Below are 22,442 nucleotides of genomic sequence, written 5' to 3'. Positions count from 1 at the left end.
GTTGTCGTCAAAACCGGTCAAGTTCCAGCCTTTTGTATCTGTCCGTGCCCGTGCCATCGCACAAGCATCTGAAACATAACAGGATACAAAATTCCCGCCCGGACGCAAGATCCGCCCTCACCGGCATGGCCAGGCTGCCGCGTTATTCCCCCGCCGCGTGGTGAACAAGACAGGCCAGCGGCACCTGCCCGCGCATGAACGGATGCGTCACCTGCCCCGGCACATCCCCCAGCAGGCTGTGCCACGGCCCATGCAGGCGCGGCAGTTCAAGCGCAAGGTCAACATCGCGCCCCACCGACAGGTCCGTGGCCCGCACCCCCAACGCCTGTGGCAGGCGGGATGCCACGACCAGCAGGCTGATCCCCCCATGCCGCCGCAGGAAGGCAATGGCATGGGCGCGGTCCCGTCCCCTGATCCCTACCGGTTCATAGGTTCCAGATGTGAACAGGTCGGGATAATTCTGGCGGAACGCCAGGATGCGGCGGATCATGTCCTGCTTGACCCGTCCCGTGCGCCAGTCGGCCGCGGCTGCCGCAAAACTAGTGGCGTGTTCCAGCAGTCCGGCACGGTAATCAAAATTGACCGGGGCGCGGTTATCGGGATCGACAAGGCTGAAATCCCACAACTCACACCCCTGATACAGGTCCGGCACCCCCGGTGCGGTCAGGCGCAGCAGCGTCTGCGCAAGGCCGTTTAGCGCACCCGCCGGGGCGATGCGGTCCACAAATCCCGCCATCTGCTGCAGGAAGGATGCACAGACAATGGGATCAAGCAGGCGGTCCACAAAACCGGCGCAGGCGTCCTCATATGCCGTATCGGGACTGATCCAGCCGCTGTGGCGCTTGGCTTCACGCAGGGCCTTGGTCAGCCATTGCCGGATGCGTCTGCGGAAATGCAGCCGTTCGGCCTCATTCGCAAACGGTTCCAGCGGCCACGCCCCCACCAGCGTCTGGTACAGCATCAGTTCATCGATACGGTCGGGGCCGTGCCTGCCCGCCGCCCCGTTATGGGCGAACCAGTCATGCACCTGCCGTTCCCATTCCTCGGGCATGGCGCTCAGTACCGCAAGGCGGGCACGGGCATCCTCCCCGCGCTTGTGGTCGTGGGTCGCACTCGCCAGCATTGCATGGGGAAACCGCGCCTGGCGGGACAGGCAACAGGCGTGGAAGGCCGCAACCGTCAGGCCCAGTACTGCAGGGTCCGATCCCACTTCGTTGCGCGACAGCAGGCGGCCGTAACGGTAGAAGGCCGTATCCTCCAGGGATTTGGCGGCCAGTGGCGCGGTCAGGTGTTCAGACGCCAGCTGCATCCGACGCACGACAGGGGGCGGCGCCTGTTCGGGACGGGCCGACAGCAGGCGCGTGATGTCCGCCGCCACCATGGCCTGCTCCCCGGTCATGGTCTGGCATGCTGCCGTTTCCGCCGCATCCAGCATCAGGCGGTCCGCCGCATGGTCCTGCACCGCCTCATCCCCAAAATAGGTGCGGTAAGGACGAAAATGCAGCAGCAGGCATGCCAGCACGGGCCGGATGTCCTGTCCCGCCCATGACCCGTCCTCATCAGGCAGGCAACGGCGCAGCAGCGTGGCCAGATGGCCGAATTCCGCGCGAAAGACATGCTCCAGCAGATAGGTGCGCGCCGCCCGCACGATCGGGCCAAGGGGGCGGGCATCGGGACCACACCCGGCCCATAGCCGGTCCAGCACTCCGGCCCCGTCGGGGTCATGCAGCACGGCTGATACCTGGTCCATGAAGTCATAGCCGGTGGTGCCGTCAACCGGCCACGCGGCGGGAAGTTCTTCCCCCGCGATCAGGATTTTTTCAACATACACCGCCCCGCCCGGCAGCACGTCCCCGGGCCGGTCGGGTGTCAGGGCATCCAGCCGGGCGCGCAGGCGCTGGCAGTAGATGGCGGGTGCGCCCAGCCCGTCGATATGATCCACCCGCAGGCCATCAACCAGCCCGCGCCGGTACAGGGACAGAACATAATCATGCACGGCGTCGAATACTTCTTCACGTTCGACGCACAGGCTGACAAGGCCGGTAATATCAAAAAACCGCCGCCAGTTCATGCGGGACGCCCCATCGCGCCACCATGCCAGTTGCCATGCCTGCCCTGCCAGCACGTCCATCAGGCGTGTGCGGCCCGACAGGCTGGCGCCATCATGAAGCGTGGCGATACGGGCCATGGCCCCCCTTCCCGCGTCGGTCGCCGCCCATTGCCGCAGCCTGTCCAGCGCCGCATCAGCCTCCCGCCCCGGTCCTGCGCGCATGGCCACGGTGGTAAAGGCCGCAAGCAGTTCCCCCGGCGCATCGACCGCCGCCAGAAGGGCAGCATACCCGCAGGGACGGAGCGGAAAGCGATGGTCATGGTGCTGGATGAAAAACAGCCCGCTTTCCCCATCATGGCGCAGCGCCAGCATGCCTGCCGCCAGCGCATCATCAAACGGACGGTCAAGGAAAGGCAGCACGACACGCCCGTGCAGATCGGGGTCCGGCACGTCCCAGTCGATGTCGAACCAGTTGGCGCGCGGCGACGCCTGCCCCCATGTCAGCACATCCATCCACCACGGGTTGCGCGCGTCCGCCGCCATGTGGTTGGGCACGATATCCAGGATCAGTCCCATGCCATGGGCATGCAGCCGCGCGGCCAGCCGGATCAGCGCCGCCTCGTCCCCCAGCGCGGGATCGATCCGGTCATAACTGATCGTGTCATAACCATGCGTGGAACCGGGCGTGGCGGCAAACAGTGGCGAGGCATAGAGATGGCTTATGCCCAGCCGCGCAAGCTGCGGCACAAGGGCCGTCGCGCCATCCAGCGTCATGCCGCCGCGGAACTGCAGGCGATACGTCGCCCGCACGGATGGCGCGCCGTGGCGGCTGTTCATGACGACCGCCCCGCCCGCAGGCGCCCGAAACGCCGGCGCGCCGCAACACCGGACAGAAGGGTCGCGGTCATGCCCGGATACCGCCTGCGCCAGTTGGGGTGGCCGGTCGTGGTGCCGGGCAGGTTGGGCTGTTCATTCAGGCCCAGCAGGTCTTCCACCGGAATGACCGCCAGCGGGCATGACGCGCGGGCGACAAAGCCTATGGCTTCATCCACGACCTTTGCGGCGCCATCGGCGGTGGCGGGCGGTTTTGTCGCGGGCGACTTCCTGCGCATGGCCCGGGCAGCGGGCGTTGGTGCATCACGTTGCGCCATCATCGCCGCCCACAGCGCGGTGCGGTCGTTCTCGCGCTCGTCATTCAGGGTGACACCATCCACGCCCGGCGCCATCTGCCCCAGTTTCACGCGCCAGTCGATATCGGTCCCCTGCCACCAGCCCGCCACGGTGGGCAGGTCATGCGTGGTGGTCATGGCGGTCGCATTGGTTGACCATGCCCCCGGCGGCTTGAACGCACCCTGTGGCGTGCGTTCGAAAAACAGCACGTTCATCCCCATGATCCCGTGTTTCTGCGCCACGGCCCGGAAGGAGGCGGTGACGGTGCCCAGATCCTCGCCAATCACGATGGCGTTGGCGCGCGCCGCCTCCAGCGCGACAAGCCGCATGAGGTCACGCACGGGAAAGGACAGGTACGCCCCTTCGGCCGACGTGCCGCCCTGCGGTATGATCCATAGCCGTTCCAGCGCCATGACATGGTCGATGCGCAGCCCGCCCCCATGCGCCAACCCCGCGCGCACCGTGTCGATAAAGGCGCGATAGCCGCCCGCCTGCAACCCGGCGGGGGAAAAGGTGGTCAGCCCCCAGTCCTGCCCCACCGGGCTCAGCGCATCGGGCGGCGCGCCGATGGACGCCCCCACCAGGAATTCCTGCTGGCGCGCCCAGCATTCGCTGCCGGTGGGGTCAACACCCACCGCCATGTCGGCAACCAGGCCAATGCGCATGCCAGCCGCGCGGGCGGCACCGCATGCCTGTTCCATGCTTCTGGCGGCCAGCCACTGCACGAACACATGAAAGCTGACGTCATGGGCGAATTCGTAGGCAAAACGCGCCACCTCCGGGCTGTCGGGGCGGCGCATCGCCAGTGGCCACTGCCGCCAGTCCCCGCCACGCCCACCCCGGGTGGTGAAATAGGCATGCAGGGTTTCAAACACGGCGTGCTGTTCCAGTGCCGCGCCATGTATCGTCCGGAACTGCGCAAGCTCCGCAGGGGGATTGGGCACGATCCGTTCATCATATAGCCGCCGCAGCAGTTCGTAACGCCGGGTGGCGGCCTGTGGCCAGTCGATCAGGGGCGCATCTTCCAGCATCCTGACCGTATCGACATAGGCCTTGCCGTTCCGCAGTCCCGCCGCCTGCACTGTCGCGGTATCGAATACCGCCAGCGGGTCCGCCAGCAGCACATTGAGGAACAGGCGCGTGGATGGCGAATACGGGCTGTACTGCCCCACACGTGCGGCAAACATGGCATGGACCGGACTTATGGCCAGCGCATCCGCCCCCCGCGCCGCCGCAAGGCGCGCAAGCGTCGCCACCGCGCCAAGATGGCCCATGCCCCCATCGCCGGGCGTGCGCAGGCTGTAGACCTGCGCGCCCAGCCCCCATGGCCGGCCAGATCCCGCCCCATCCATCCGCGCGCCAACAGTCGGGCAGGCCTGTGGAGCCACCGCGAGGGTCGTGGCATGCGGCCCGATGGACACGCGATGATAACCACATACCCGCAATGGTGGCAGCGCGGGCCGTCCCCGTATGCGGCGCAGCGGTCCCTCCATCACTTCCCCGGTTTCCATCTCGATGCGGAAATCGGCGGCCTGTGTATTTTCAGGCAGGACCAGCGGGGTGACCTGCCCCACCATCGTCACCACCATGGGCGGCAGTCCGGCGGCGGCGGGACCGCCATGCCCCTCCAGCACCGCCAGCAGGCGGCGCACGCTTTCGTTGGAGACGCGGTGGATCTGCCCCGCCGCGTCACGCCAGCGCATGCTCAGCCCGGCATGGCGGGCGCGATCGACAAGGTCGCGGTTATTCATCGGACACCTCGGCAAGGCAGGCCATGACGGAACAGGCAGGCAGAACGCCTGAAATCCCGTCGGTTTCCGACATGGGCAGGATATACACCCGCTGTCCCCGTGGCGCATCGGGCATGGCAACGGGGACATCCCCCAGATTGAGCGCAATGCCCAGCACCGTGCCATCGCCCATGCGCCACCGTGCCACCACTGCCCTTGGCCCGATCACCTGCGCCCCGATGGCGTGCGCGCCGGACAGGCGGGGCATGATCCAGCGACGGCGCAGCGCCAGCAGGTGATGGATGAAGGCGGTCCACGCCACATGGTCCGGCGCGTCGCGTTCCGCCTCGTGCAGACAGGAGGCGGCGAAGGTCTCCGGCGCGTTGGGGTCGGGAATGGTGTCACGCATCTTCTCTGACGCAAAATGTGAAAATGCCGCGAATTCCCTGCGCCGCCCGTCGCGCACGATCCGGCCCAGGCCGGGCGTATGGCTGGTGAAGAACAGGAAGGGCTGGCGTGATCCCCATTCCTCCCCCATGAACAGCATGGGGATCTGCGGACACAGCAGCACAAGCCCGTAGGCCGCGCGCAATGCCGGTTCCGGGGCCAGGACGCCCAGCCGTTCACCCAGCGCCCGATTGCCGATCTGGTCATGGTTCTGCAGGAAGATGATGAACCGGTCGGACGGCAGGTCGCCACTCGGGCTGCCACGCGGCCTGTGGGTGACGGGCGAGATTTCTCCCTGAAAGGCGAAGCCTTCCGCCAGCACGCGCGCCAGGGCGGCTGTGGGGTCGGGGGTAAAGTTGGCGTAATACCCCTCATCCTCCCCCGTCAGCATCACATGCAGGGCGTTATGGGCATCGTCATTCCACTGGGCGCGATAGCCCGCGCGCAGCAGGCCCGCGTCGTTATTTTCGTTTTCCACGATCAGGTGTACATGCCGCCCCGGTTCGGTGCGGGTGCGGATACGCGCGGGCAGTTCACGCAGCCAGTCACGTTCGGCAATGGCCTGCACCGCATCCAGCCGCAATCCGTCAAAACGGAATTCCATCAGCCAGTACAGTGCGTTATCTTCAAAAAACGTCCGCACGGCGGCCTGCCGGAAATCAATGGCCGCCCCCCATGGCGTGGGCAGGTCGGCACGAAAAAAAGGGGCGGCATAGCCCGCCAGGTAATTCCCGTCCGGCCCGAAATGGTTGTAGACCACGTCAAGAAACACCATAAGCCCAAGCCCGTGCGCCGCGTCGATCAGCGCCTTGAGGTCATCGGGATGGCCATAGGCGGATTCCGGGGCATAGGGGAACACGCCGTCATATCCCCAGTTGCGTCCGCCCCGTATTTCCGACAGGGGCATGAGTTCGATGGCGGTGACCCCAAGGGCCGCGATGCGGGGCAGTTCGCGCGCCACGCCTTCGTACCCGCCCATCAGCCCCACATGCAGTTCATAAATCACCACATCATGCCAGGGCCGCCCGGACCAGCGTGGATATTGCCAGTCATAGGCGCCGGGATCGACCACCATGCTCGGTCCATGCACATCGTCGGGCTGGTAGCACGACGCGGGATCAGGCACCGCAAGGTCCGGGGCGACACGGTAGCGGTAGCGCGCGCCGGGACCGCAGGGAAAAACGCATTCATACCATCCCCCCTTGCGTCGTGACATCGGCATCGGGGCATGGCCTTCCACCTCCAGCGCCACCGTATCGCATGACGGCGCCCACAGGCGGAAACGCGTATGTCCACCGTCCACCACCGTGGCCCCGGCGTGGCGGGGGTGCTGGAAATACCGGTTCATGGCGCGTCCCCCGCATCGGGCATGACCGACAGCAGCACCAGGCCATGCGCGGGCACGACGACATCATGCGCCGCCTCATCCAGCGCCGTTTCCGCCTGTTCGGGCCGGGTGGTGTCCAGCAGCAGCGTCCACCGTCCCGCCGGTCCCGGCAGGGTGGCGTGAATGTCATTCCCGCCGGGATTGAGCAGCATGTAGGTAATGTCCACGCTGTCCGCCTCCATGCTGGCGCGCCGCACGCCCAGCAGGTGGAAGGCTTCCTCGCCCCACTGTTCCTGTCCCATGGGGGAACCGTCGCGGCGGAACCAGCCGATATCGGGCAGGTCGGGCAGTGGATGATGCCGCCCATGCATGTAACGCGCCGCCCGCAGCGAGGGATGCGCCCGGCGCAGCGCCACAAGCCGGGCCACGAACCCGGTCATGACCTGCCCCGCAGGTGTGTCCGCACGGCTCCAGTCCAGCCAGCTTATGTCGTTGTCCTGACAGTAGGCATTGTTGTTGCCGTTCTGCGTCTGGTTGAATTCGTCACCCGCCAGCAGCATGGGCGTGCCATGGGACAGCATGAGGGTCGCCATCATGGCGCGCTGCACGCGGCCACGCAGGTCCAGTATGGCGGGATCGTCACTTGGTCCCTCCACGCCCCAGTTGGCGCTGTAGTTTTCGGCGTGGCCGTCCTGCCCGTTTTCCTTGTTGGCCTCGTTATGCCGTCCGGCGTAGCTGACCACGTCTTCCAGCGTGAACCCGTCATGGGTGGTCAGGATGTTGATCGAACTCCATGGCCTGCGCCCCCGCTTGTCCAGCAGGTCGCCCGACCCGGCGATACGGGCCGCCATTTCGCCCTGCTGCATCGCATCCCCCCGCCAGAAGCGGCGCGTGGTGTCGCGGAACCGGTCATTCCATTCGGCAAAGCCGGGGGGGAAATTGCCAAACTGGTACCCACCCGGACCCGGATCCCACGGTTCGGCAATCAGCTTGCGTTCGGACAGGACAGGATCCTGTATGATCGCATCGAAAAAACCCGATCCGGGGTCAAAGCCGTACGGTTCGCGCCCCAGCACCGGCGCAAGATCGAAGCGGAAGCCGTCGATATGGAATTCGTTCGCCCAGTAGCGCAGGGAGTCCAGCACCATCTGCAACACACGCGGATGCGACAGGTTAAGCGTATTGCCGCACCCGGTATCGTTTATCAGGTGCCGTTCATTCCCCGGCACAAGGCGGTAATAGGTGGCGTTGTCCAGCCCCCGGTAACACAGGGTCGGCCCCAGTTCACTGCCTTCGCAGGTGTGGTTGTAGACCACGTCCATCACCACCTCGATCCCCGCCTTGTGCAGCCTGCGGACCGCGGCACGCAGTTCATGCGGCGAACCGTTGGCGAGGTAGCCCGCATGCGGCACGAAAAACGCCAGCGTGTTGTAGCCCCAGTAATTGGTCAGCCCACGTTCCAGCAGGTAGCGTTCGGGTGCGAAGCACTGGATGGGCAGCAGTTCGATGGTGGTGACGCCCAGCCGGTGCAGGTGCGCGATCATTTCCGCCGCGCCAAGCGCCTGGAACGTGCCGGGCTGCGGGTTCCGTTCCATTTCCCGGCGCATGGTCAACCCCTTTACGTGGGCTTCCATGATGACGGTGCGGTCCCATGGCACGCGGGGCAGGACATCGTCTTCCCATTCATAGGCATCGTTTTCCACCACGCAGCGCGGCATGTAGGGCGCGCTGTCGCGCCGGTCGAACGACAGGTCGGCGCGCGGTGAATGCAGCCGGTAGCCAAACTGCATGTCCGACCATGAAATCGGGCCGGTCAGGCGACGGGCATACGGGTCGATCAGCAGCTTGTGGGGGTTGAACCTGTGCCCGTTGACCGGGTCATACGGCCCGAAGGCGCGAAAGCCGTACAGCAGCCCCGGCTCCGCATCCGGCAGGTAGCCGTGCCAGACTTCATCGGTGTATTCGGGCAGGTGGAAACGTGCGATCTCGCGCCGGTCGCGCGGATCGAACAGGCACAGGTCAACCTGCTGCGCGTTGGCGGAAAACACCGCGAAATTGATCCCCATGCCATCCCAGTGCGCGCCAAGGCGCGCGGGCGTTCCGGGCAGGAGCGAGGACGGAAAACGCATCATGACCCGTCTCCCGCCGGATGAAGGTAAAGGGCAGCCAGCGGCGGCAGCGTCAGGACGCACGAACACGGATGCCCATGGGCCGCCTGATCCGTCGCCATGGCGTAACCCCCGTTGCCCACCCCGCTGCCGCCATATGCGGTGGCGTCGGAATTGAGGCATTCGCGCCACGATCCACCCACCGGCACGCCCACGCGGTAGTCATGGCGCACCACCGGCGTCATGTTGAGCACGACAAGAACCGGCACATGACCGGGGGCGAAGCGCAGCCATGCAAGGACCGTATTGGCCGTGTCATCGCCAATGACCCACGCAAAGCCCGCGGGGTCGCAGTCCCGCGCATGCAGGGCGGGCAACGTGCGGTACATGTGGTTGAGATCGGTCACAAGCCGCAGCATGCCGGACTTGAACGGATCGGGCAGGATATGCCATTCGGGCTGGCCATCATGCGACCACTCGCCTTCCTGCGCGAATTCCATGCCCATGAAAACCAGCTTCTTGCCCGGATGCGCCCACATGAAGGCCAGGAACAGCCGCATGTTGGCGTGGCGCTGCCAGTTGTCGCCGGGCATGCGCGACAGCAGCGATCCCTTGCCGTGCGTGACCTCGTCATGCGACAGGCACAGGATGAACCGCTCGCTGAAGGCATAATGCAGCCCGAACAGGATTTCTGGCAGGTGATAGCCCCGCCATAACGGGTCGCGGCCAAAGAACCGCAGGCTGTCATGCATCCAGCCCATGTTCCATTTGTATGAAAATCCCAGCCCGCCCTGTTCCACCGGTCGGGTGACGCCGGGCCACGCGGTTGATTCCTCCGCCACCGTAATGGCGTCGGGAATAGTGTCGTGCACGGCCTGGTTCAGTTGCCGCAGGAAGGCCACGGCCTCCAGGTTTTCGCGTCCACCATGTATGTTGGGTATCCACTCCCCGTCCCGGCGGCTGTAGTCACGGTACAGCATGGACGCCACCGCATCGACCCGCAGGCCGTCGATATGGAAGCGTTCCAGCCACATCAGCGCACTGGCGATCAGGAAGCCGCGCACTTCATGCCGGCCAAGGTTGTAGATATGGGTGTTCCAGTCACGGTGCACCCCTTCGCGCGGGTCCTGGTGTTCATACAGCGCGCAGCCGTCGAAATTGACCAGGCCATGGACATCATTGGGAAAATGGGCGGGCACCCAGTCCAGTATCACGCCAAGGCCCGCACGGTGGCAGGCATCGACAAAGGCCGCGAAATCCGCTGGCGTCCCGTGCCGCGCGGACGGGGCGAACAGGCCCAGCGGCTGGTATCCCCATGACCCGCCAAACGGGTATTCCATCACGGGCATGAGTTCGACGTGGGTAAAGCCCGCTTCCACTACATACGGGATCAGTTCCGCCGCCAGTTCACGCCATGTCATGATGCGGTCGGGATCGCCCTGCGGCCTGCGCCAGGAGGGAACATGCAGTTCGTATATGGTAACGGGCGCATCCTCGCGCTGCCTGCCCGCGCGCTGTTCCATCCATTCATGGTCCTGCCACGCAAAGGGCGCGGGGGAGGCAATGACGGATGCGGTGGCGGGGGGACGTTCGGCAAAACGGGCGAAGGGATCGGCCTTCTGCGGCAGGATATGGCCGTCGCGCGTCATGATCTCGAATTTGTACCGCTCACCGGGACCAAGACCGGGAATGAACAGTTCCCACACCCCCGCGCCGTGGCGCAGGCGCATGGGGTGACGCCTGCCATCCCAGAAATTGAAATCCCCGATAACCGAAACCCGCCGCGCATTGGGGGCCCACACGGCAAAGCGCACGCCCGCCGTCCCGTCCACCACCATGGGCTGCGCGCCCATGACGCGGTCGAGGTGCGGATGCCGCCCTTCGGAAAACAGGCGCAGGTCCGCGTCCGTCACCAGCAGGCCGAAGGCGTAGGGATCGTCCGTTTCCTCCACCGCGTCGGCCCACTGGATTTTCAGGTGATAGCGTGCGCCCGCCGGGATCGTGCCAACATGCAGCCCGGAATCCCCCATGCGTCGCATGGGTCGTTCCATCACCCCCGCGCGGGGGCGTTCGACCACCAGCCGCACGCGGGCCGCGTCGTGGTACAGAACACGGATGACATCGACCTTGCCCATGTTATGGCGGCCAAGGATGGAAAACGGGTCGGGGCTGCGTCCATGCACCAGGTCATCAACGCCTTCGGGAAGGGAATAGTGGGCTGCATCATGCCTGATCCTCATGCCGTGGCCTTTATTATTGTCTTTAAATGTAATGACGCCGTCGAACAGGTATGGCCGCGCGCCAGCTACGGCGCGGCAAGCGGGCGGGACAGGCGCGGGGGCCGCCGGGCAATGGTCCGCCTGCGCCCTTCACGCAGGCGCATGCCCATATCCGCCCCACCGGACAGGCTGATCACGTTGGACACCGCGGGCGCCGACAGGTCCACGCCCAGCACCTCGGCAAACAGCGTGACGTAATGTCCGGCCTTGTCATTCCATGACACGTCATACGCCGCACCATTGTACTGAAGCTGGCGCCAGGCCTGCCGGTTGCGGCGATACAGCATGCGTGCGCGGTTGACGCCCGCGACAAGCGTTTCCCCATCCACGGGCGCGAACAGGAACCCCGTTGCGCCGCCACGCGCCAGTGCGGCGGGGTTGGCATCCACAATGGTGTCCGCAAGGCCCCCCACGCGCGATGCGATCGGTATGGCCCCGTAACGCAGCGCACCAAGCTGGGTCAGCCCGCAGGGTTCGAAGCGCGAGGGAATAAGCAGCGCGTCCACGGCCGCCGGCACGCGGTGGCCCAGAACTTCGCTATATCCGACACGGCACGCGAACCGTCCGGGGAACTGCCGCTGCAGGGCGACAAGGCTGCGTTCAATATCCCGGTCCCCTTCCCCCACCACGATGATCTGGGTATTGCCCACCAGCAGCCGGGCCATCACATCGGCCAGCAGGTCGATGCCCTTCTGCGCGGTCAGACGGCTGACAATACCGATCACGAAGGCATTGGGGTCCGCCCACAGGCCGAATTCCGATTGCAGGTCGCGCTTGTTGAACGCGCGCCCGGTCATGTCCCCCACCCCGTAGGGAAAGTGTACTGCCGGGTCACTGGCGGGGTTCCATATGTCGGTGTTGATCCCGTTCAGGATCCCTTCCAGCCTGTCGCTGCGATGGCGCAGCAGGCCATCCAGCCCCATGCCACCTTCGGGCGTCTGGATTTCCTGCGCATAGCTGGGGGAAACGGTGGTGATGCGGTCGGCATGATACAGCCCGGCCTTGAGGAAGCTGATCGCGCCATAGCATTCGCACCCTTCGATCGAGAACGCTTCGGGCGGCAGGCCGAACTGCGCCAGGCAGGTGGCGGGAAAACGTCCCTGGAATGCAAGGTTGTGGATGGTCTGGACCACCGGCGTGCGGGGTGTTCCCAATGCAATGCTGTCATGGTGCAGATAGGCCGCCGTCAGTCCCGCCTGCCAGTCATGCGCCTGTACGATATCGGGGCGGTACCGGTCGATGCGGCCCTGCGCGATATCGGCGGCCATGCGCGACAGGACCGCGAAACGGATACCGTTATCAGGCCAGTCCTGCCCGTCAGGGCACATATAGGGATTGCCCGGGCGGTCAAACAGTTCAGGTGCGTCAACGATCAGCAGGTCCAGCCCCGCGACAGTTGCGGACCATAACGTAACCGCGTGTCCCAGCAGGCTGTCCACATGGGCGACCAGCCGCCGTTCACGCGCCGCCGCCATGACGGCGGGGTATCCCGGCAACAGCGTCGTGACCATGACACCATACGGGGCCAGGGCGACAGGCAGCGAACCCGCCACGTCACCCAGGCCCCCGGTCTTGACGAAGGGAAACATCTCCGCCGTGACAGACAGCAGCCGGATCGGGGAAAAGAAGGTGGTAACCGCACGGACCATCGGCCTGTTTCCTTGCAGGGGGAAAAACCGGTCATATTTTCTGGTTCTAGGCAGTTAACGGGCCATGGACTGCATGGTCTCACCAACACGGTTATGTGATCGCGGGGCGGCAGGCCATTACTTCCGAATATTGTTCAGAAGTCCGGAATATAATGAAAATGGCAATTATGTGACGGCACCGCTGAATATAGTCCTGCCGTTATTATTTCTCCGCGCGGGGACCGCGCCTATTTCTGCCAGGTAATGAATGCTGCTTCCAGCGGAATGGCGGCATCGGGGTGAAAGCCCACGACCCGTGGCGTATAATCCGCGGCACGACGCGCTGCATCCACTTCCGCGCTGTAGGTCAGTTGCCCATCCGCCCCGCCCGCCGCCGGTGTCATCAGCACGATGACCGGGGGCCCGGCCGTCACATCGGCATAAAGCTGCACCTGCACCATGTCCGGCGCAATCGCCCCCAGATACACATCAACACTGATGCGCCAGCGGTCCGCCACGCGCGTGGCCCGTAGCGCGCCAAAGCGTATTTCATGCCACCCCGCCGCCAGCGCCTGCCGCCAGCGCCCAAGGTCGGCCGCCTTCACCCCACCGTCAGCCAGACGCGCGCGGCAGGCGGCTGCAGCGGGCAGGTAGAACCGCCGCGTGTAATCACGGACCGCCCGGTTGGCCGAAAAACGCGGGGTCAGCCGGGCCATGCTTTCACGCATCATCGCAACCCATCCCTGCGGAATGCCCGCCCCGTCACGCTGATGGAACAGGGGGACGATTTCGTTTTCCAGCAGGGCGTACAGGCAATCCGCATCATAAGCGTCACGCGCGGGACCTTCGCCATGATCCGTGCCATCCCCAATGACCCAGCCAACATCCGGCGCCCCCGCTTCAGCCCACCACCCGTCGGGTTCCGACACGTTCAGGCCACCATTGACAAGCACCTTCATACCGCTGGTGCCGCACGCTTCCCACGGGCGCAGGGGTGTATTGACCCACAGGTCCACCCCCTCCACCAGCCGTCGGGCGATGGACATGTCATAATCCACCAGAAAGGTTGCCCGCCCGTGCAGGTCAGGCCGCCGGATGAAATCCATCCACCGTGCAATCAGGGCCTGACCCGCCATGTCGCGTGGATGCGCCTTGCCCGCGATCACCAGTTGCACCGGGCGGTCCGTACTGGTCAGGATACGGGCCAGCCTGCCGGGATCATGCAAAAGCAGGTCGGGGCGTTTGTAGGCGGCAAAGCGGCGGGCGAAACCGATGGTCAGGGCAGCGGGATCGAATTGTGGCGGCGGCATGCCGCAATCATGCTGTCCGCCCGCGAAACATGAACGCGCGCCGTGCTGGTTCGCAATGAACCCGACCAGCGCCGCACGGGCCTGCATGCGGCTGTGCCACAGGTCATGGGCGGGCATGGCGCGGATGCCATGTTCCACGTCCTCCAGCGTGCCAAGCCAGCGGTCCTTGCCCGCGGCACTGGTCCACAACGCGTCGGCAGCGGCACTATCCCATGTCGGCACATGCACGCCATTGGTGACATGGGATACCGGCACCTGGACCTGTGGCCAGCGGGGAAACAGCGGGTTGAACAGGCTGCGGCTGACCTGTTCATGCAGGCGGCTGACGGCATTGACCGCGCCACTGACACGCAGCGCCAGCCAGGCCATGTTGAAGGGGGTATCGGGGGATGCGCCCTCATCATGTCCCAGCGCAAGGATCTCGGCAATATCGGTGCGGAGGTCATGGCGGGCATAAAAGTCCAGGTGCCGCCGCACCAGTTCGGGGGCAAAGCGGTCAAATCCTGCGGGGACTGCGGTATGGGTGGTAAAGATCGTGCCCGCGCGGGCGATGGTCAGGGCATGGGCGAAGGAAATGCCCAGATCCTCCATCAGGCCGCATGCGCGTTCAAGCGCGGCAAAAGCGGCATGGCCTTCATTCAGGTGGCAGACATCGGGCCGCAGCCCCATCACACGCAGCAACCGCCATCCCCCTATGCCCAGCACCAGTTCCTGACGCAGGCGCAGGATATCATCCCCACCATAAAGCTGTGTTGTGATACAGCGGATATCCGGGGGATTGTCGGGATCATTGGTGTCCAGCAGGTAAAGCGCCGTACGCCCCACCCGCGCCCGCCACGCGCGCAGCCAGACCTGGCCCGTGGCAATGCGGAAGGGTACGCGCAACCGGTCACCATTGCCATCGCATACCGGTGTCAGCGGCAGCTGGGCGGGATCGTTAATGGGATACAGGGCTTCCTGCTGGCCGGTCGGGGAAAAACCCTGCCGGAAATACCCCTGCGCATACAGCAGCCCCACCGCCACCACCGGCACGCCAAGATCGCTGGCGGCCTTCAGTTGGTCCCCCGCCACATTGCCCAATCCCCCGGAATAGATGGGCAGGGCCTCGTCAAGCATGTATTCCATGCTGAAATAGGCAATGGTCGGTGACGGGGTCATGGTGCTGGCCTGCGTGAACCATGACGGTTTTTTCTGGCTGTCGGCATGGGCCTGCACCAGTTGCGCCAGCATGTCACGAAAATCCGGTGTCGCCAGCAGGCTGCGCAGGTGACTGCGCGGCGTGTTGAGCAACACGGTCCATGCATTATGCGTGTGGTCCCATATATCAGGCGCAAGCTGGCGCCACAGCCGGTCGGTGGCGTGATTCCATGTCCAGTGCAGGTCAAGCGCCAGATCGGTCACTGCCTGTTCATCATCGGTATTGCATGATGGCGTCATATCGCCCATGGCGCTACATTCCTGCTGGGACCAGTGCGCTGGCGGCAGGCACCCGTCATGACGTGGCCTGCCGCCAACGCCCCCTGAACAGGGCGGTTGCATGAAGCAGCGCCACGGGACTGCCCGGCGCACTCACGTTTCCGCCCGTGGCGGTGAATGGCGCGGCGTCCCGCCCATAGTCGCGCATGCGCAAGACCGCAATGGCAGGACACATTCCCGCCCCCCATATCGCCGGGGCTGTGGCATAATCCTGGCGGGATGGATGTGTTCGAGACCGGGCGTGCGGTCAGCACGCTGCAGGGCAGACCTGTTGAAAATCTGGATGCTGCCTTTTTTCAAACAGCCCCTGAAACGAATGCCGGCCCATATCGGACCGGCATTCAGGGCATGCGTGTTTTCGTGTTCATGGTGGCATGTCAGAATCTGGGAAGCGGGATCTGCGGGAAGAACCAGCAGACCATCGCGATCAGCGTAACGAAGAATACGACCATGCAGCCGACAATAAAACCATGCCGTTTCTGCTCGGGCGTCGTGAATGGCGGCGCATGAGTGGGATCGACAGGGGCACGTCCGTCCCGCGGATTTCCATTTGATGAATACTTCATTGGAACCATCCTTTACCGGATATCCGACTTCAACAGCATGCATTGTGGAAAGTTGCACCCGGCAGGGTAGATCATTTCGAAAAAAACAGCAGGACGGAACCACGGCGTCCCGTCGCCTATTGCGGCAGCGACCTTGCCGCCTGCAGGTGGTTTTCAAGTGTTGGCAGGGTATTGGCCGCCCATGTCTTCAGGCTGGCATTTTCACCATTTTCAGAATAACGCCGGAACAGGGACACGGCATCTTCATGCGCTGATACCTGGTCGCTTCTGTACTGCAGGGCGAAATCACGTCCATGCAGGGTCTTGAGCTTGTCCAGTTCGTCCTGATGGGTTTCATCAAGTGCGGTAGGCTGCTGTATCTGCACGCTGCCACTATGAAGCAGATCCTGCAGGGCGGCGGATGTCTTCTTGTGGTCCGCGATCATTCGTGTCGCGAATTCCGTCAGGGCGGTATCCTTGCTGTGCAACGCCAGTTCACTGGACTGGATTTCAAACATGTCACTGATCGTCGCGATCTTGACAAAATCTTCCGTGCGCGGTGCGACACCCATCAGGGAATTGATCCCTGACTTTTCCGGTATGGACTGCGCCATGGCGGGCGTGGACAGGCATACAGCCACCCCCAGCATCAGTATTGTGCTTTTTTTCATTTGGCTTACTCCAGATATTTCGGAACGGGCACGTTCCATGCGGGCAGGCCATCATCGCGGCGGACGGGAAATGGCCCCTGCCCCTGTTTTTCCACGGACCAAGCGTTCATGGCGGACACACAAGATGGCTGAAAACCACATCAGCAGGTCCGGCCAGCCTGACCGTCCGCACGCGGGAAAGCGGAACCCGTGGAGGCTGCACCTGTCATGTTCAAGGTTTTTTCATACCACCGGGCATGGCCATGCCGGCCACCTTCATGCCCGGCAGCTACAGCCTTTTCGGGATTATTGATGAAATGGCCGGGATTGTGCGCGGATCACCCGTCACCACGGACGTTGGCATGGGTTATTGTGATGATACTGGTGTGTTCGTGCGGATCGATGCGATAAACCATGATCGTTCACCTTTCCCGGCTTTCCAGATTACAGCGGCACATGGGGATCCTTGTTTTTCCCCTGGCCCGTTGGGCCCGTCGTGGGAAGCAATCCTGAAACTGCACGCTGTGAACAGATCAACGGGACAGGATGCAGGCGGTTCCGGCCGCGCCATGCAAAATAAAAAAATAATATTCCCTTCTGAATTCATGAATTATATATCGAATTCATAATATAAAATTACAGGCGACGACCTGCCCATGCCTTGAAACCATTACATGCCCGCAGCATGTGAGGAAAAGGTCATGCCTGCACGGTCGTTGCCGTGTGCGGACGCAATCCCGTTTTCATATGATCACTGCCGGACCGTGAACTGCCACCCCATACAGGAATGACGGAACCCGTCCATGCAACATCTGTCACGCTTCGCCTTTGCCTGCGCCAGTGTCATGCTCATGCTGCTTGCGCTGCTGCTTCTGACATTCGGAATGATCGACCTTCTGTCCGCGCTGGGCCATTCGTGGCACGCGGGCCGGAACGCCATATTACAGGCCATAAGCTATGTCGTTATTGCCGTCGCGGTCTTTGACGTGGCCAAGTATTTTGTGGAGGAGGAAGTTATCCAGACAAGTGGCAAGAAAAGCCTGGGCGAAGCCCGCGCCAGCCTGACCAAGTTCATTACCACCATCATCATTGCCGTGTTCATAGAGGGGCTGGTGGGTGTATTTGAAACCAATACCAGCGAACCGTCCGATATACTGTATCCCGCCAGCCTGCTGGTTGTCGCGACATTGATTGTCGTGTCGCTTGGCGTATTCCAGCGCATGAGCGTGGATGCCGAACGCGAAAAGAAAAAGGTTGGTGGAGATGAGTGACCTCCACCGCGTCGGATGCCCCGCACATGGCGCGGCATCCGGTAGCCTGTCTGTTATTTCCTGGCCGGGGCGGGCTGCCCCTGGTCGGGAATGGCGGTTTCCGCAAAATCTTCGGAAACGAAGACCAGATTGTCAATGATCTGCTGCAGGGCTGCCGATGCCTCCTTCGGGTGACGGGCTTCGGTAAAGACGGTGGCGCGGTTGACCGCACCCAGCGTCTGGTCCAGCGGTGTGATCGCCATGATGAAGTCGGCATCTTCCGCCACGACCTGCAGCGTCTGCGCCGCCTGCTGTGTCTTGCCGGCCTTCAGCTGGGTATTGGCGGTGGAAATGGCCGCCTTCTTTTCCGGTGCCAGCGTTTCGCTACCGATGACTTCACCACCAACCGGCACCCATGCAACCGGCGTCGTGCCCGCGACATGCCCGTTGGGCGCGGGATGCTGGGGCGCGGGCTGCAGGCTGTTTTCAGCGGCCATGAACTTGTTGTTCGCCTTGCCTGCTGCGGTCAGGCGCTTTGTCGCGTCATATAATGCGGGAATGGCGGCGTCGGTCTGTCCGCCGTCAAGGATCTGCTTCGCATTGAGGATATCAGCCATCGCACGCTGCCCATCAGCGGACAGATGATTGAACGCACGGGTTACCTTGTATTTTTCCCAGTCGGTATGCAGCGATGCCGCATGCGCGCCAAGTGGTGCTGCAACCAGTCCGGTCACGACGGCCAGTGAAGCAATAAGACGCATGGTTTTCCTTTTTCAGCAAACGTGTCAGGTCACTGGTCAGCCCGATCGCTGACCCCATCCGGTATTGTTACAAAAAATTGCTCCCCGGTCCACGCTTATTCCCCACCGGGACACGGTTGCCGCCCTGTCGCAGCCTATGCCATGATCGCGGCCGGACAGAACAGAGGAAACTTTCATGTTTACCCATATCGTAATCGGTTCGAACGATATTGAAACCTCGAAGAAATTCTATGACCGTACTTTTGAAGCCCTTGATGTGCCGCCATCGGAAATCAATGCCAAGGGCCGGCTGGTTTACGCCGATCGCACCGGCCGCCTGATCGTGACCAAGCCCATCAATGGCCAGCCCGCAACGGCTGCCAATGGCGGGACAATCGGGCTGCACGCCCGTTCGGAAGACGCCGTGCGCAAATGGCATGCGGCCGGCGTGGCCAATGGCGGCACGACATGCGAAGACCCGCCGGGCATCCGTCACCATGAATCCGGTGACCTGTTCCTTGCCTACCTGCGTGACCCGACCGGCAACAAGCTGTGTGCCATGTATCGCGTCCCGCCAGCGTAAGAACGACACGCGCGGCAATTGCGGCATCAGGGGAACATTCACCGCGACGCGGCGTATTGATCCCTGATACCCATCTGCCGCGACGGTACGCGTCCCTGCTTCCGCCCGGCACCGGAATGCAGGAGACGCGCCATGCAGCAGGCGACCACACTTTCCGCCATCCGCAACCCTTCATCTCCCGGTCAGGACAGTCCATGGCATGATGTCATGCCACTGGCGGATCTGGCGGATGCCGCCCCACGCCGCATGCAGGTGGGCGACCGGTCCTTTCTGGTCGTGCGGCAGGGGGAGCAGGTACGGGCTTTTGCCGCGACCTGCCCGCACAAGGGCGCACCGCTGGAACAGGGTACGCTATGCGCGGGCAAACTGGTCTGTCCTTGGCACAAGGCCGTTTTTGACCTGAATGACGGCGGCCTGATCGAACCACTGGCGCTGGATCCGTTGCCCCGTTATCCCACGCGACTGGTGGACGGACGGATCCAGATCCAGCCTGTTGCCCTGCCCCTGCCCACACCTGTCCCGACTGGCGCCGATCAGGGCGTGGTGATTGTTGGCGCGGGTGCGGCTGGTGTCACGGCGGCCGTATCCCTGCGCGAATTCGGCTTTGCAGGCCGGATCACCCTGATTGGCGACGAGACAGCGCCACCCTATGACCGCACCGCCCTGACCAAGACGGTTCTGGCGGAAAAGGAGGAGGGCAACCGCGCGCCTCCCCTGCGTCCGGCCGGTTTTTACGAGACCCATGGCATAGACCGGGTGGTGGCGCGGGTCACGGCGTTCGATCCCGCCACCCGCACGGTGGAACTGTCGGATGGACGGAAACTGACTGGCGATCATGTCGTGCTGGCGCCCGGTGCTGCGCCACGCATGCTTGATGTGCCGGGCCATGACCTGCCCGACGTATTCACGCTGCGCAGCCAGGCGGACACGCAGGCCATACTGGCGACACGCAATATCACGGACCGGCACGTGGTTGTGTGCGGCGGCAGCTTTATCGGGATGGAGGCCGCGGCATCCCTGAACCAGGCCGGTGCGAAGGTCACGGTCATATCCGCCACCGCCGTTCCGTTTGAAAAGGCGCTGGGCCATGAAATTGGCCTGCGCCTGCGCAGGCTGCATCAGGAAAAGGGGGTCACCTACATTGGCGGCCACCGCGTCACCGCCATTGCGGAACGGGGTGGCAAACGGCAGGTCACGCTGGATAATGGCCGTATCCTGCTGGCCGATATGGTGGTGGCCGGTCTGGGGGTGCGTCCGGCCACCGGGTTCGTGCCCGCACTGGCCACGGCCCCCGATGGCGGCATTGACGTGGATGGCGCGATGCAGGCGGCCCCGCATGTCTATGCCGTGGGTGATATTGCGCGTTTTGTGCACCAGGGCCGGCGCATGCGGATCGAGCACTGGCGCACGGCACAGATACACGGTCGCGTCGCGGCGCGAGCCATTATGAAACAGCCCGGCCGGTTTGAGGAAATCCCGTGGTTCTGGACCCTGCAGTTTGGCAGGAAGCTGGAATATGTCGGGTATCAGGAACCCTTTGACCGTGTCACCATCGACGGGGATCTGGACGCTTTCAATTTCATGGCCACCCAGTGGAATGGCGCACGCCGTGTGGGCGTGATTACCGCCGGCAGGCCACGGGAAACGGGGGAACTGGTATTGCGTCGCACGCTGTAACGCGCCGTTTCCCGCACTGGCTGGATGGCGCGGAACAGGCTACCCTGCCCCACAGCCTACAGTCTTGTGCGGGGGAAACAGGTAATGACGGCATCCATCACGCCGCAACGGTCGTGCCGGCGTATCATTCCGGTCCTGGTGACGGTATTCAGCGTAATGGGGGGAAACCATCCCGGCATGTCGCGCGACCTGCCTGCCCCGACCGTGACGACTGATGCGACAGGATCGACCTGCGCTGCATTGCATGCACGGCCGGATGTGCAGATATCGCTTCTGTTCGGCCTGCGCCGCCCCCATGGTGGCCGCGTTACCAGGCGGGAATGGAACAGTTTCATGCGCGATACCCTGACCCCGCGCTTTCCTTCCGGGCTGTCGGTATTGCGGGCGGAAGGACAGTGGCAGGATCGCGAAAGCGGACGGATCGGGCATGAACCCGGACGGATCGTATGGATCGTGACCCCACCCGCCCCCGATCTGGCTGATCGGCTTGACGCCATCCGCCAGGCCTACCGCACCCGCTTCCAACAGCAGGCCGTAGGCGTGGTCATGACGGCAGGCTGTGCCGCCTTCTGACAGCCTGCCGGGAAGACGCGTCAGATACCGCCGGAAATGGGCAGGTTGACCCCGGTCATGTAGCTGGAATCATCACTGAGCAGGAACGCCACCACACCGGGAATTTCGTTGATGTTGCCATAACGGCGCATGGGAATGCTGCCGATCATCTGCTGCGCCACTTCCTTGGGGTCGGTGGAGAAATACTGGCTTCCCGCCTTTGCCTGCAATTCCACCTGCCGGTCCCACATGAAACCCGGTCCCATGAAGGCGGGGCTTATGGCATTGACGCGGATGTTGTAGGGGGCAAGATCCTTCGCCGCGACTTCGGTCAGGCCAATGATGGCGAATTTGGATGCCCCATAGGCCGCCATGTTGGGCGGTCCCTGCACGCCCGCCATGCTGGCCGTATTGACGATACGGCCGAATTTGCGCGCAACCATGTGCCGCGACACATGCCTGAGCACATGGAACGCGCCAACCACGTTGATCTGCATGACACGGGCGAAATCCGCCTCCGGATAATCCTGCACCGGCGCGAAGGCCCCCTGATAGCCCGCATTGTTGAACAGGAAGTCGATCTGACCCAGTTCCGCCACCACGGTTTCGACCGTCTGGCGGACCTGTTCGCTGTCCGTCACGTCACAGGTATAGATGTTGATGCGCACTTCATGTTCCAGCAGCGAGGCGCGTGCCTGTTCCAGCTTGGCGGCATCGACATCCAGCAGCGCCAGATCGGCGCCCTGGCTGGCCAGACGGCCTGCCGTCGCAAGGCCGATATTACCCGCCGCACCTGTTACGACAGCCACTTTTCCTGAAAACGGATGGGGAACACCAGACATATATGTTTCCTTGATCACAAAGGGCCCGGATTGAAAAGAAAGGACAGCACGCCCGTCCTGCCCTGTCGGCACCGGACG

16 protein-coding genes are annotated in these 22,442 nt (G+C 63.6%); 6 read left to right on the top strand and 10 right to left on the bottom strand.

All coding sequences use genetic code 11. The features are described 5' to 3' along the window. Positions 1 to 142 precede the first annotated feature (142 nt). The 7 genes from treY to glgP all read right to left on the bottom strand — a co-directional run bounded on the left by treY (position 143) and on the right by glgP (position 15,495). Positions 143 to 2,887, bottom strand: coding sequence for a malto-oligosyltrehalose synthase (gene treY, locus S101446_RS02310; RefSeq protein ID WP_087607482.1), 2,745 nt, complete (start codon positions 2,885 to 2,887; stop codon positions 143 to 145). Beyond that, positions 2,884 to 4,971: a 4-alpha-glucanotransferase gene (gene malQ, locus S101446_RS02305; protein WP_087607481.1), complete on the bottom strand. Its 2,088-nt coding sequence runs from the start codon at positions 4,969 to 4,971 to the stop codon at positions 2,884 to 2,886. The genes treY and malQ overlap by 4 nt, the downstream gene beginning before the upstream one ends. Next, positions 4,964 to 6,745: a malto-oligosyltrehalose trehalohydrolase gene (gene treZ, locus S101446_RS02300; RefSeq protein ID WP_087607480.1), complete on the bottom strand. Its 1,782-nt coding sequence runs from the start codon at positions 6,743 to 6,745 to the stop codon at positions 4,964 to 4,966. The genes malQ and treZ overlap by 8 nt, the downstream gene beginning before the upstream one ends. Continuing rightward, positions 6,742 to 8,856, bottom strand: a complete 2,115-nt coding sequence (glgX, locus tag S101446_RS02295) for a glycogen debranching protein GlgX (protein WP_087607479.1) — start codon at positions 8,854 to 8,856, stop codon at positions 6,742 to 6,744. The genes treZ and glgX overlap by 4 nt, the downstream gene beginning before the upstream one ends. After that, complete coding sequence (glgB, locus tag S101446_RS02290) at positions 8,853 to 11,072, bottom strand: 1,4-alpha-glucan branching protein GlgB (protein WP_048852066.1); 2,220 nt, start codon at positions 11,070 to 11,072, stop codon at positions 8,853 to 8,855. Before glgB ends, glgX begins: the two co-directional genes overlap by 4 nt. Positions 11,073 to 11,137: 65 nt before the next feature. Continuing rightward, entirely contained in the window at positions 11,138 to 12,760 is a 1,623-nt protein-coding gene (gene glgA, locus S101446_RS02285; protein WP_087607478.1) for a glycogen synthase GlgA, read from the bottom strand. Between the two features lie 227 nt (positions 12,761 to 12,987). Next, positions 12,988 to 15,495: an alpha-glucan family phosphorylase gene (gene glgP / locus S101446_RS02280; RefSeq protein ID WP_087607477.1), complete on the bottom strand. Its 2,508-nt coding sequence runs from the start codon at positions 15,493 to 15,495 to the stop codon at positions 12,988 to 12,990. A 249-nt stretch (positions 15,496 to 15,744) separates the two neighbouring features. Here glgP and S101446_RS02275 point away from each other — a divergent pair, with 249 nt between their 5' ends. Then, entirely contained in the window at positions 15,745 to 16,035 is a 291-nt protein-coding gene (locus S101446_RS02275) for a hypothetical protein (protein ID WP_048852091.1), read from the top strand. A gap of 172 nt (positions 16,036 to 16,207) precedes the next feature. On the opposite strand, the gene S101446_RS02270 is transcribed toward S101446_RS02275, so the two are convergent. Continuing rightward, on the bottom strand, positions 16,208 to 16,741 hold the full coding sequence (locus S101446_RS02270) for a DUF4142 domain-containing protein (protein ID WP_087607476.1): 534 nt from the start codon (positions 16,739 to 16,741) through the stop codon (positions 16,208 to 16,210). Between the two features lie 242 nt (positions 16,742 to 16,983). Here S101446_RS02270 and S101446_RS02265 point away from each other — a divergent pair, with 242 nt between their 5' ends. Next, on the top strand, positions 16,984 to 17,349 hold the full coding sequence (locus S101446_RS02265; RefSeq protein WP_157684795.1) for a hypothetical protein: 366 nt from the start codon (positions 16,984 to 16,986) through the stop codon (positions 17,347 to 17,349). 174 nt (positions 17,350 to 17,523) lie between these two features. Further along, entirely contained in the window at positions 17,524 to 17,991 is a 468-nt protein-coding gene (locus S101446_RS02260; RefSeq protein WP_019087539.1) for a hypothetical protein, read from the top strand. Positions 17,992 to 18,044: 53 nt separating this feature from the next. Here S101446_RS02260 and S101446_RS02255 read toward each other — a convergent pair whose 3' ends face one another. Further along, the gene (locus S101446_RS02255) at positions 18,045 to 18,731 is read right to left on the bottom strand and encodes a YfdX family protein (RefSeq protein WP_087607474.1); all 687 of its coding nucleotides are present in this window, start codon (positions 18,729 to 18,731) and stop codon (positions 18,045 to 18,047) included. Positions 18,732 to 18,906: 175 nt separating this feature from the next. Between S101446_RS02255 and S101446_RS02250 the strand changes: the two genes are divergently transcribed. The 3 genes from S101446_RS02250 (at position 18,907) to S101446_RS02240 (ending at position 21,543) form a co-directional block, all read left to right on the top strand. After that, positions 18,907 to 19,293, top strand: a complete 387-nt coding sequence (locus S101446_RS02250) for a VOC family protein (RefSeq protein WP_087607473.1) — start codon at positions 18,907 to 18,909, stop codon at positions 19,291 to 19,293. A gap of 132 nt (positions 19,294 to 19,425) precedes the next feature. Next, positions 19,426 to 20,970, top strand: coding sequence for an FAD-dependent oxidoreductase (locus S101446_RS02245; protein WP_087607472.1), 1,545 nt, complete (start codon positions 19,426 to 19,428; stop codon positions 20,968 to 20,970). An 84-nt stretch (positions 20,971 to 21,054) separates the two neighbouring features. After that, positions 21,055 to 21,543: a DUF3574 domain-containing protein gene (locus tag S101446_RS02240; RefSeq protein WP_087607471.1), complete on the top strand. Its 489-nt coding sequence runs from the start codon at positions 21,055 to 21,057 to the stop codon at positions 21,541 to 21,543. A 20-nt stretch (positions 21,544 to 21,563) separates the two neighbouring features. Here the strand turns inward: S101446_RS02240 and S101446_RS02235 are convergent, their stop codons facing one another. Beyond that, positions 21,564 to 22,364, bottom strand: a complete 801-nt coding sequence (locus tag S101446_RS02235) for an SDR family NAD(P)-dependent oxidoreductase (protein ID WP_026018806.1) — start codon at positions 22,362 to 22,364, stop codon at positions 21,564 to 21,566. Positions 22,365 to 22,442 lie beyond the last annotated feature (78 nt).

This window comes from Komagataeibacter europaeus, assembly GCF_002173515.1.
In the GTDB taxonomy this organism is placed as follows: domain Bacteria; phylum Pseudomonadota; class Alphaproteobacteria; order Acetobacterales; family Acetobacteraceae; genus Komagataeibacter; species Komagataeibacter europaeus.
The sequence above is the reverse complement of the archived record's forward strand: the minus strand, read 5'-3'. Positions and strand labels throughout refer to the sequence as shown.

Excerpts from the sequence above, each read along its gene's own strand:
- glgB (WP_048852066.1), bottom strand. The coding sequence starts at position 11,072 with ATGAGGATCAGGCATGATGCAGCCCACTATTCCCTTCCCGAAGGCGTT.
- S101446_RS02275 (WP_048852091.1), top strand. The coding sequence starts at position 15,745 with ATGGATGTGTTCGAGACCGGGCGTGCGGTCAGCACGCTGCAGGGCAGA.
- glgX (WP_087607479.1), bottom strand. The coding sequence starts at position 8,856 with ATGATGCGTTTTCCGTCCTCGCTCCTGCCCGGAACGCCCGCGCGCCTT.
- S101446_RS02255 (WP_087607474.1), bottom strand. The coding sequence starts at position 18,731 with ATGCGTCTTATTGCTTCACTGGCCGTCGTGACCGGACTGGTTGCAGCA.
- glgA (WP_087607478.1), bottom strand. The coding sequence starts at position 12,760 with ATGGTCCGTGCGGTTACCACCTTCTTTTCCCCGATCCGGCTGCTGTCT.
- S101446_RS02245 (WP_087607472.1), top strand. The coding sequence starts at position 19,426 with ATGCAGCAGGCGACCACACTTTCCGCCATCCGCAACCCTTCATCTCCC.
- S101446_RS02270 (WP_087607476.1), bottom strand. The coding sequence starts at position 16,741 with ATGAAAAAAAGCACAATACTGATGCTGGGGGTGGCTGTATGCCTGTCC.
- malQ (WP_087607481.1), bottom strand. The coding sequence starts at position 4,971 with ATGAATAACCGCGACCTTGTCGATCGCGCCCGCCATGCCGGGCTGAGC.
- S101446_RS02260 (WP_019087539.1), top strand. The coding sequence starts at position 17,524 with ATGCAACATCTGTCACGCTTCGCCTTTGCCTGCGCCAGTGTCATGCTC.
- S101446_RS02265 (WP_157684795.1), top strand. The coding sequence starts at position 16,984 with ATGCCGGCCACCTTCATGCCCGGCAGCTACAGCCTTTTCGGGATTATT.
- S101446_RS02235 (WP_026018806.1), bottom strand. The coding sequence starts at position 22,364 with ATGTCTGGTGTTCCCCATCCGTTTTCAGGAAAAGTGGCTGTCGTAACA.
- treY (WP_087607482.1), bottom strand. The coding sequence starts at position 2,887 with ATGAACAGCCGCCACGGCGCGCCATCCGTGCGGGCGACGTATCGCCTG.
- glgP (WP_087607477.1), bottom strand. The coding sequence starts at position 15,495 with ATGGGCGATATGACGCCATCATGCAATACCGATGATGAACAGGCAGTG.
- S101446_RS02250 (WP_087607473.1), top strand. The coding sequence starts at position 18,907 with ATGTTTACCCATATCGTAATCGGTTCGAACGATATTGAAACCTCGAAG.
- treZ (WP_087607480.1), bottom strand. The coding sequence starts at position 6,745 with ATGAACCGGTATTTCCAGCACCCCCGCCACGCCGGGGCCACGGTGGTG.
- S101446_RS02240 (WP_087607471.1), top strand. The coding sequence starts at position 21,055 with ATGACGGCATCCATCACGCCGCAACGGTCGTGCCGGCGTATCATTCCG.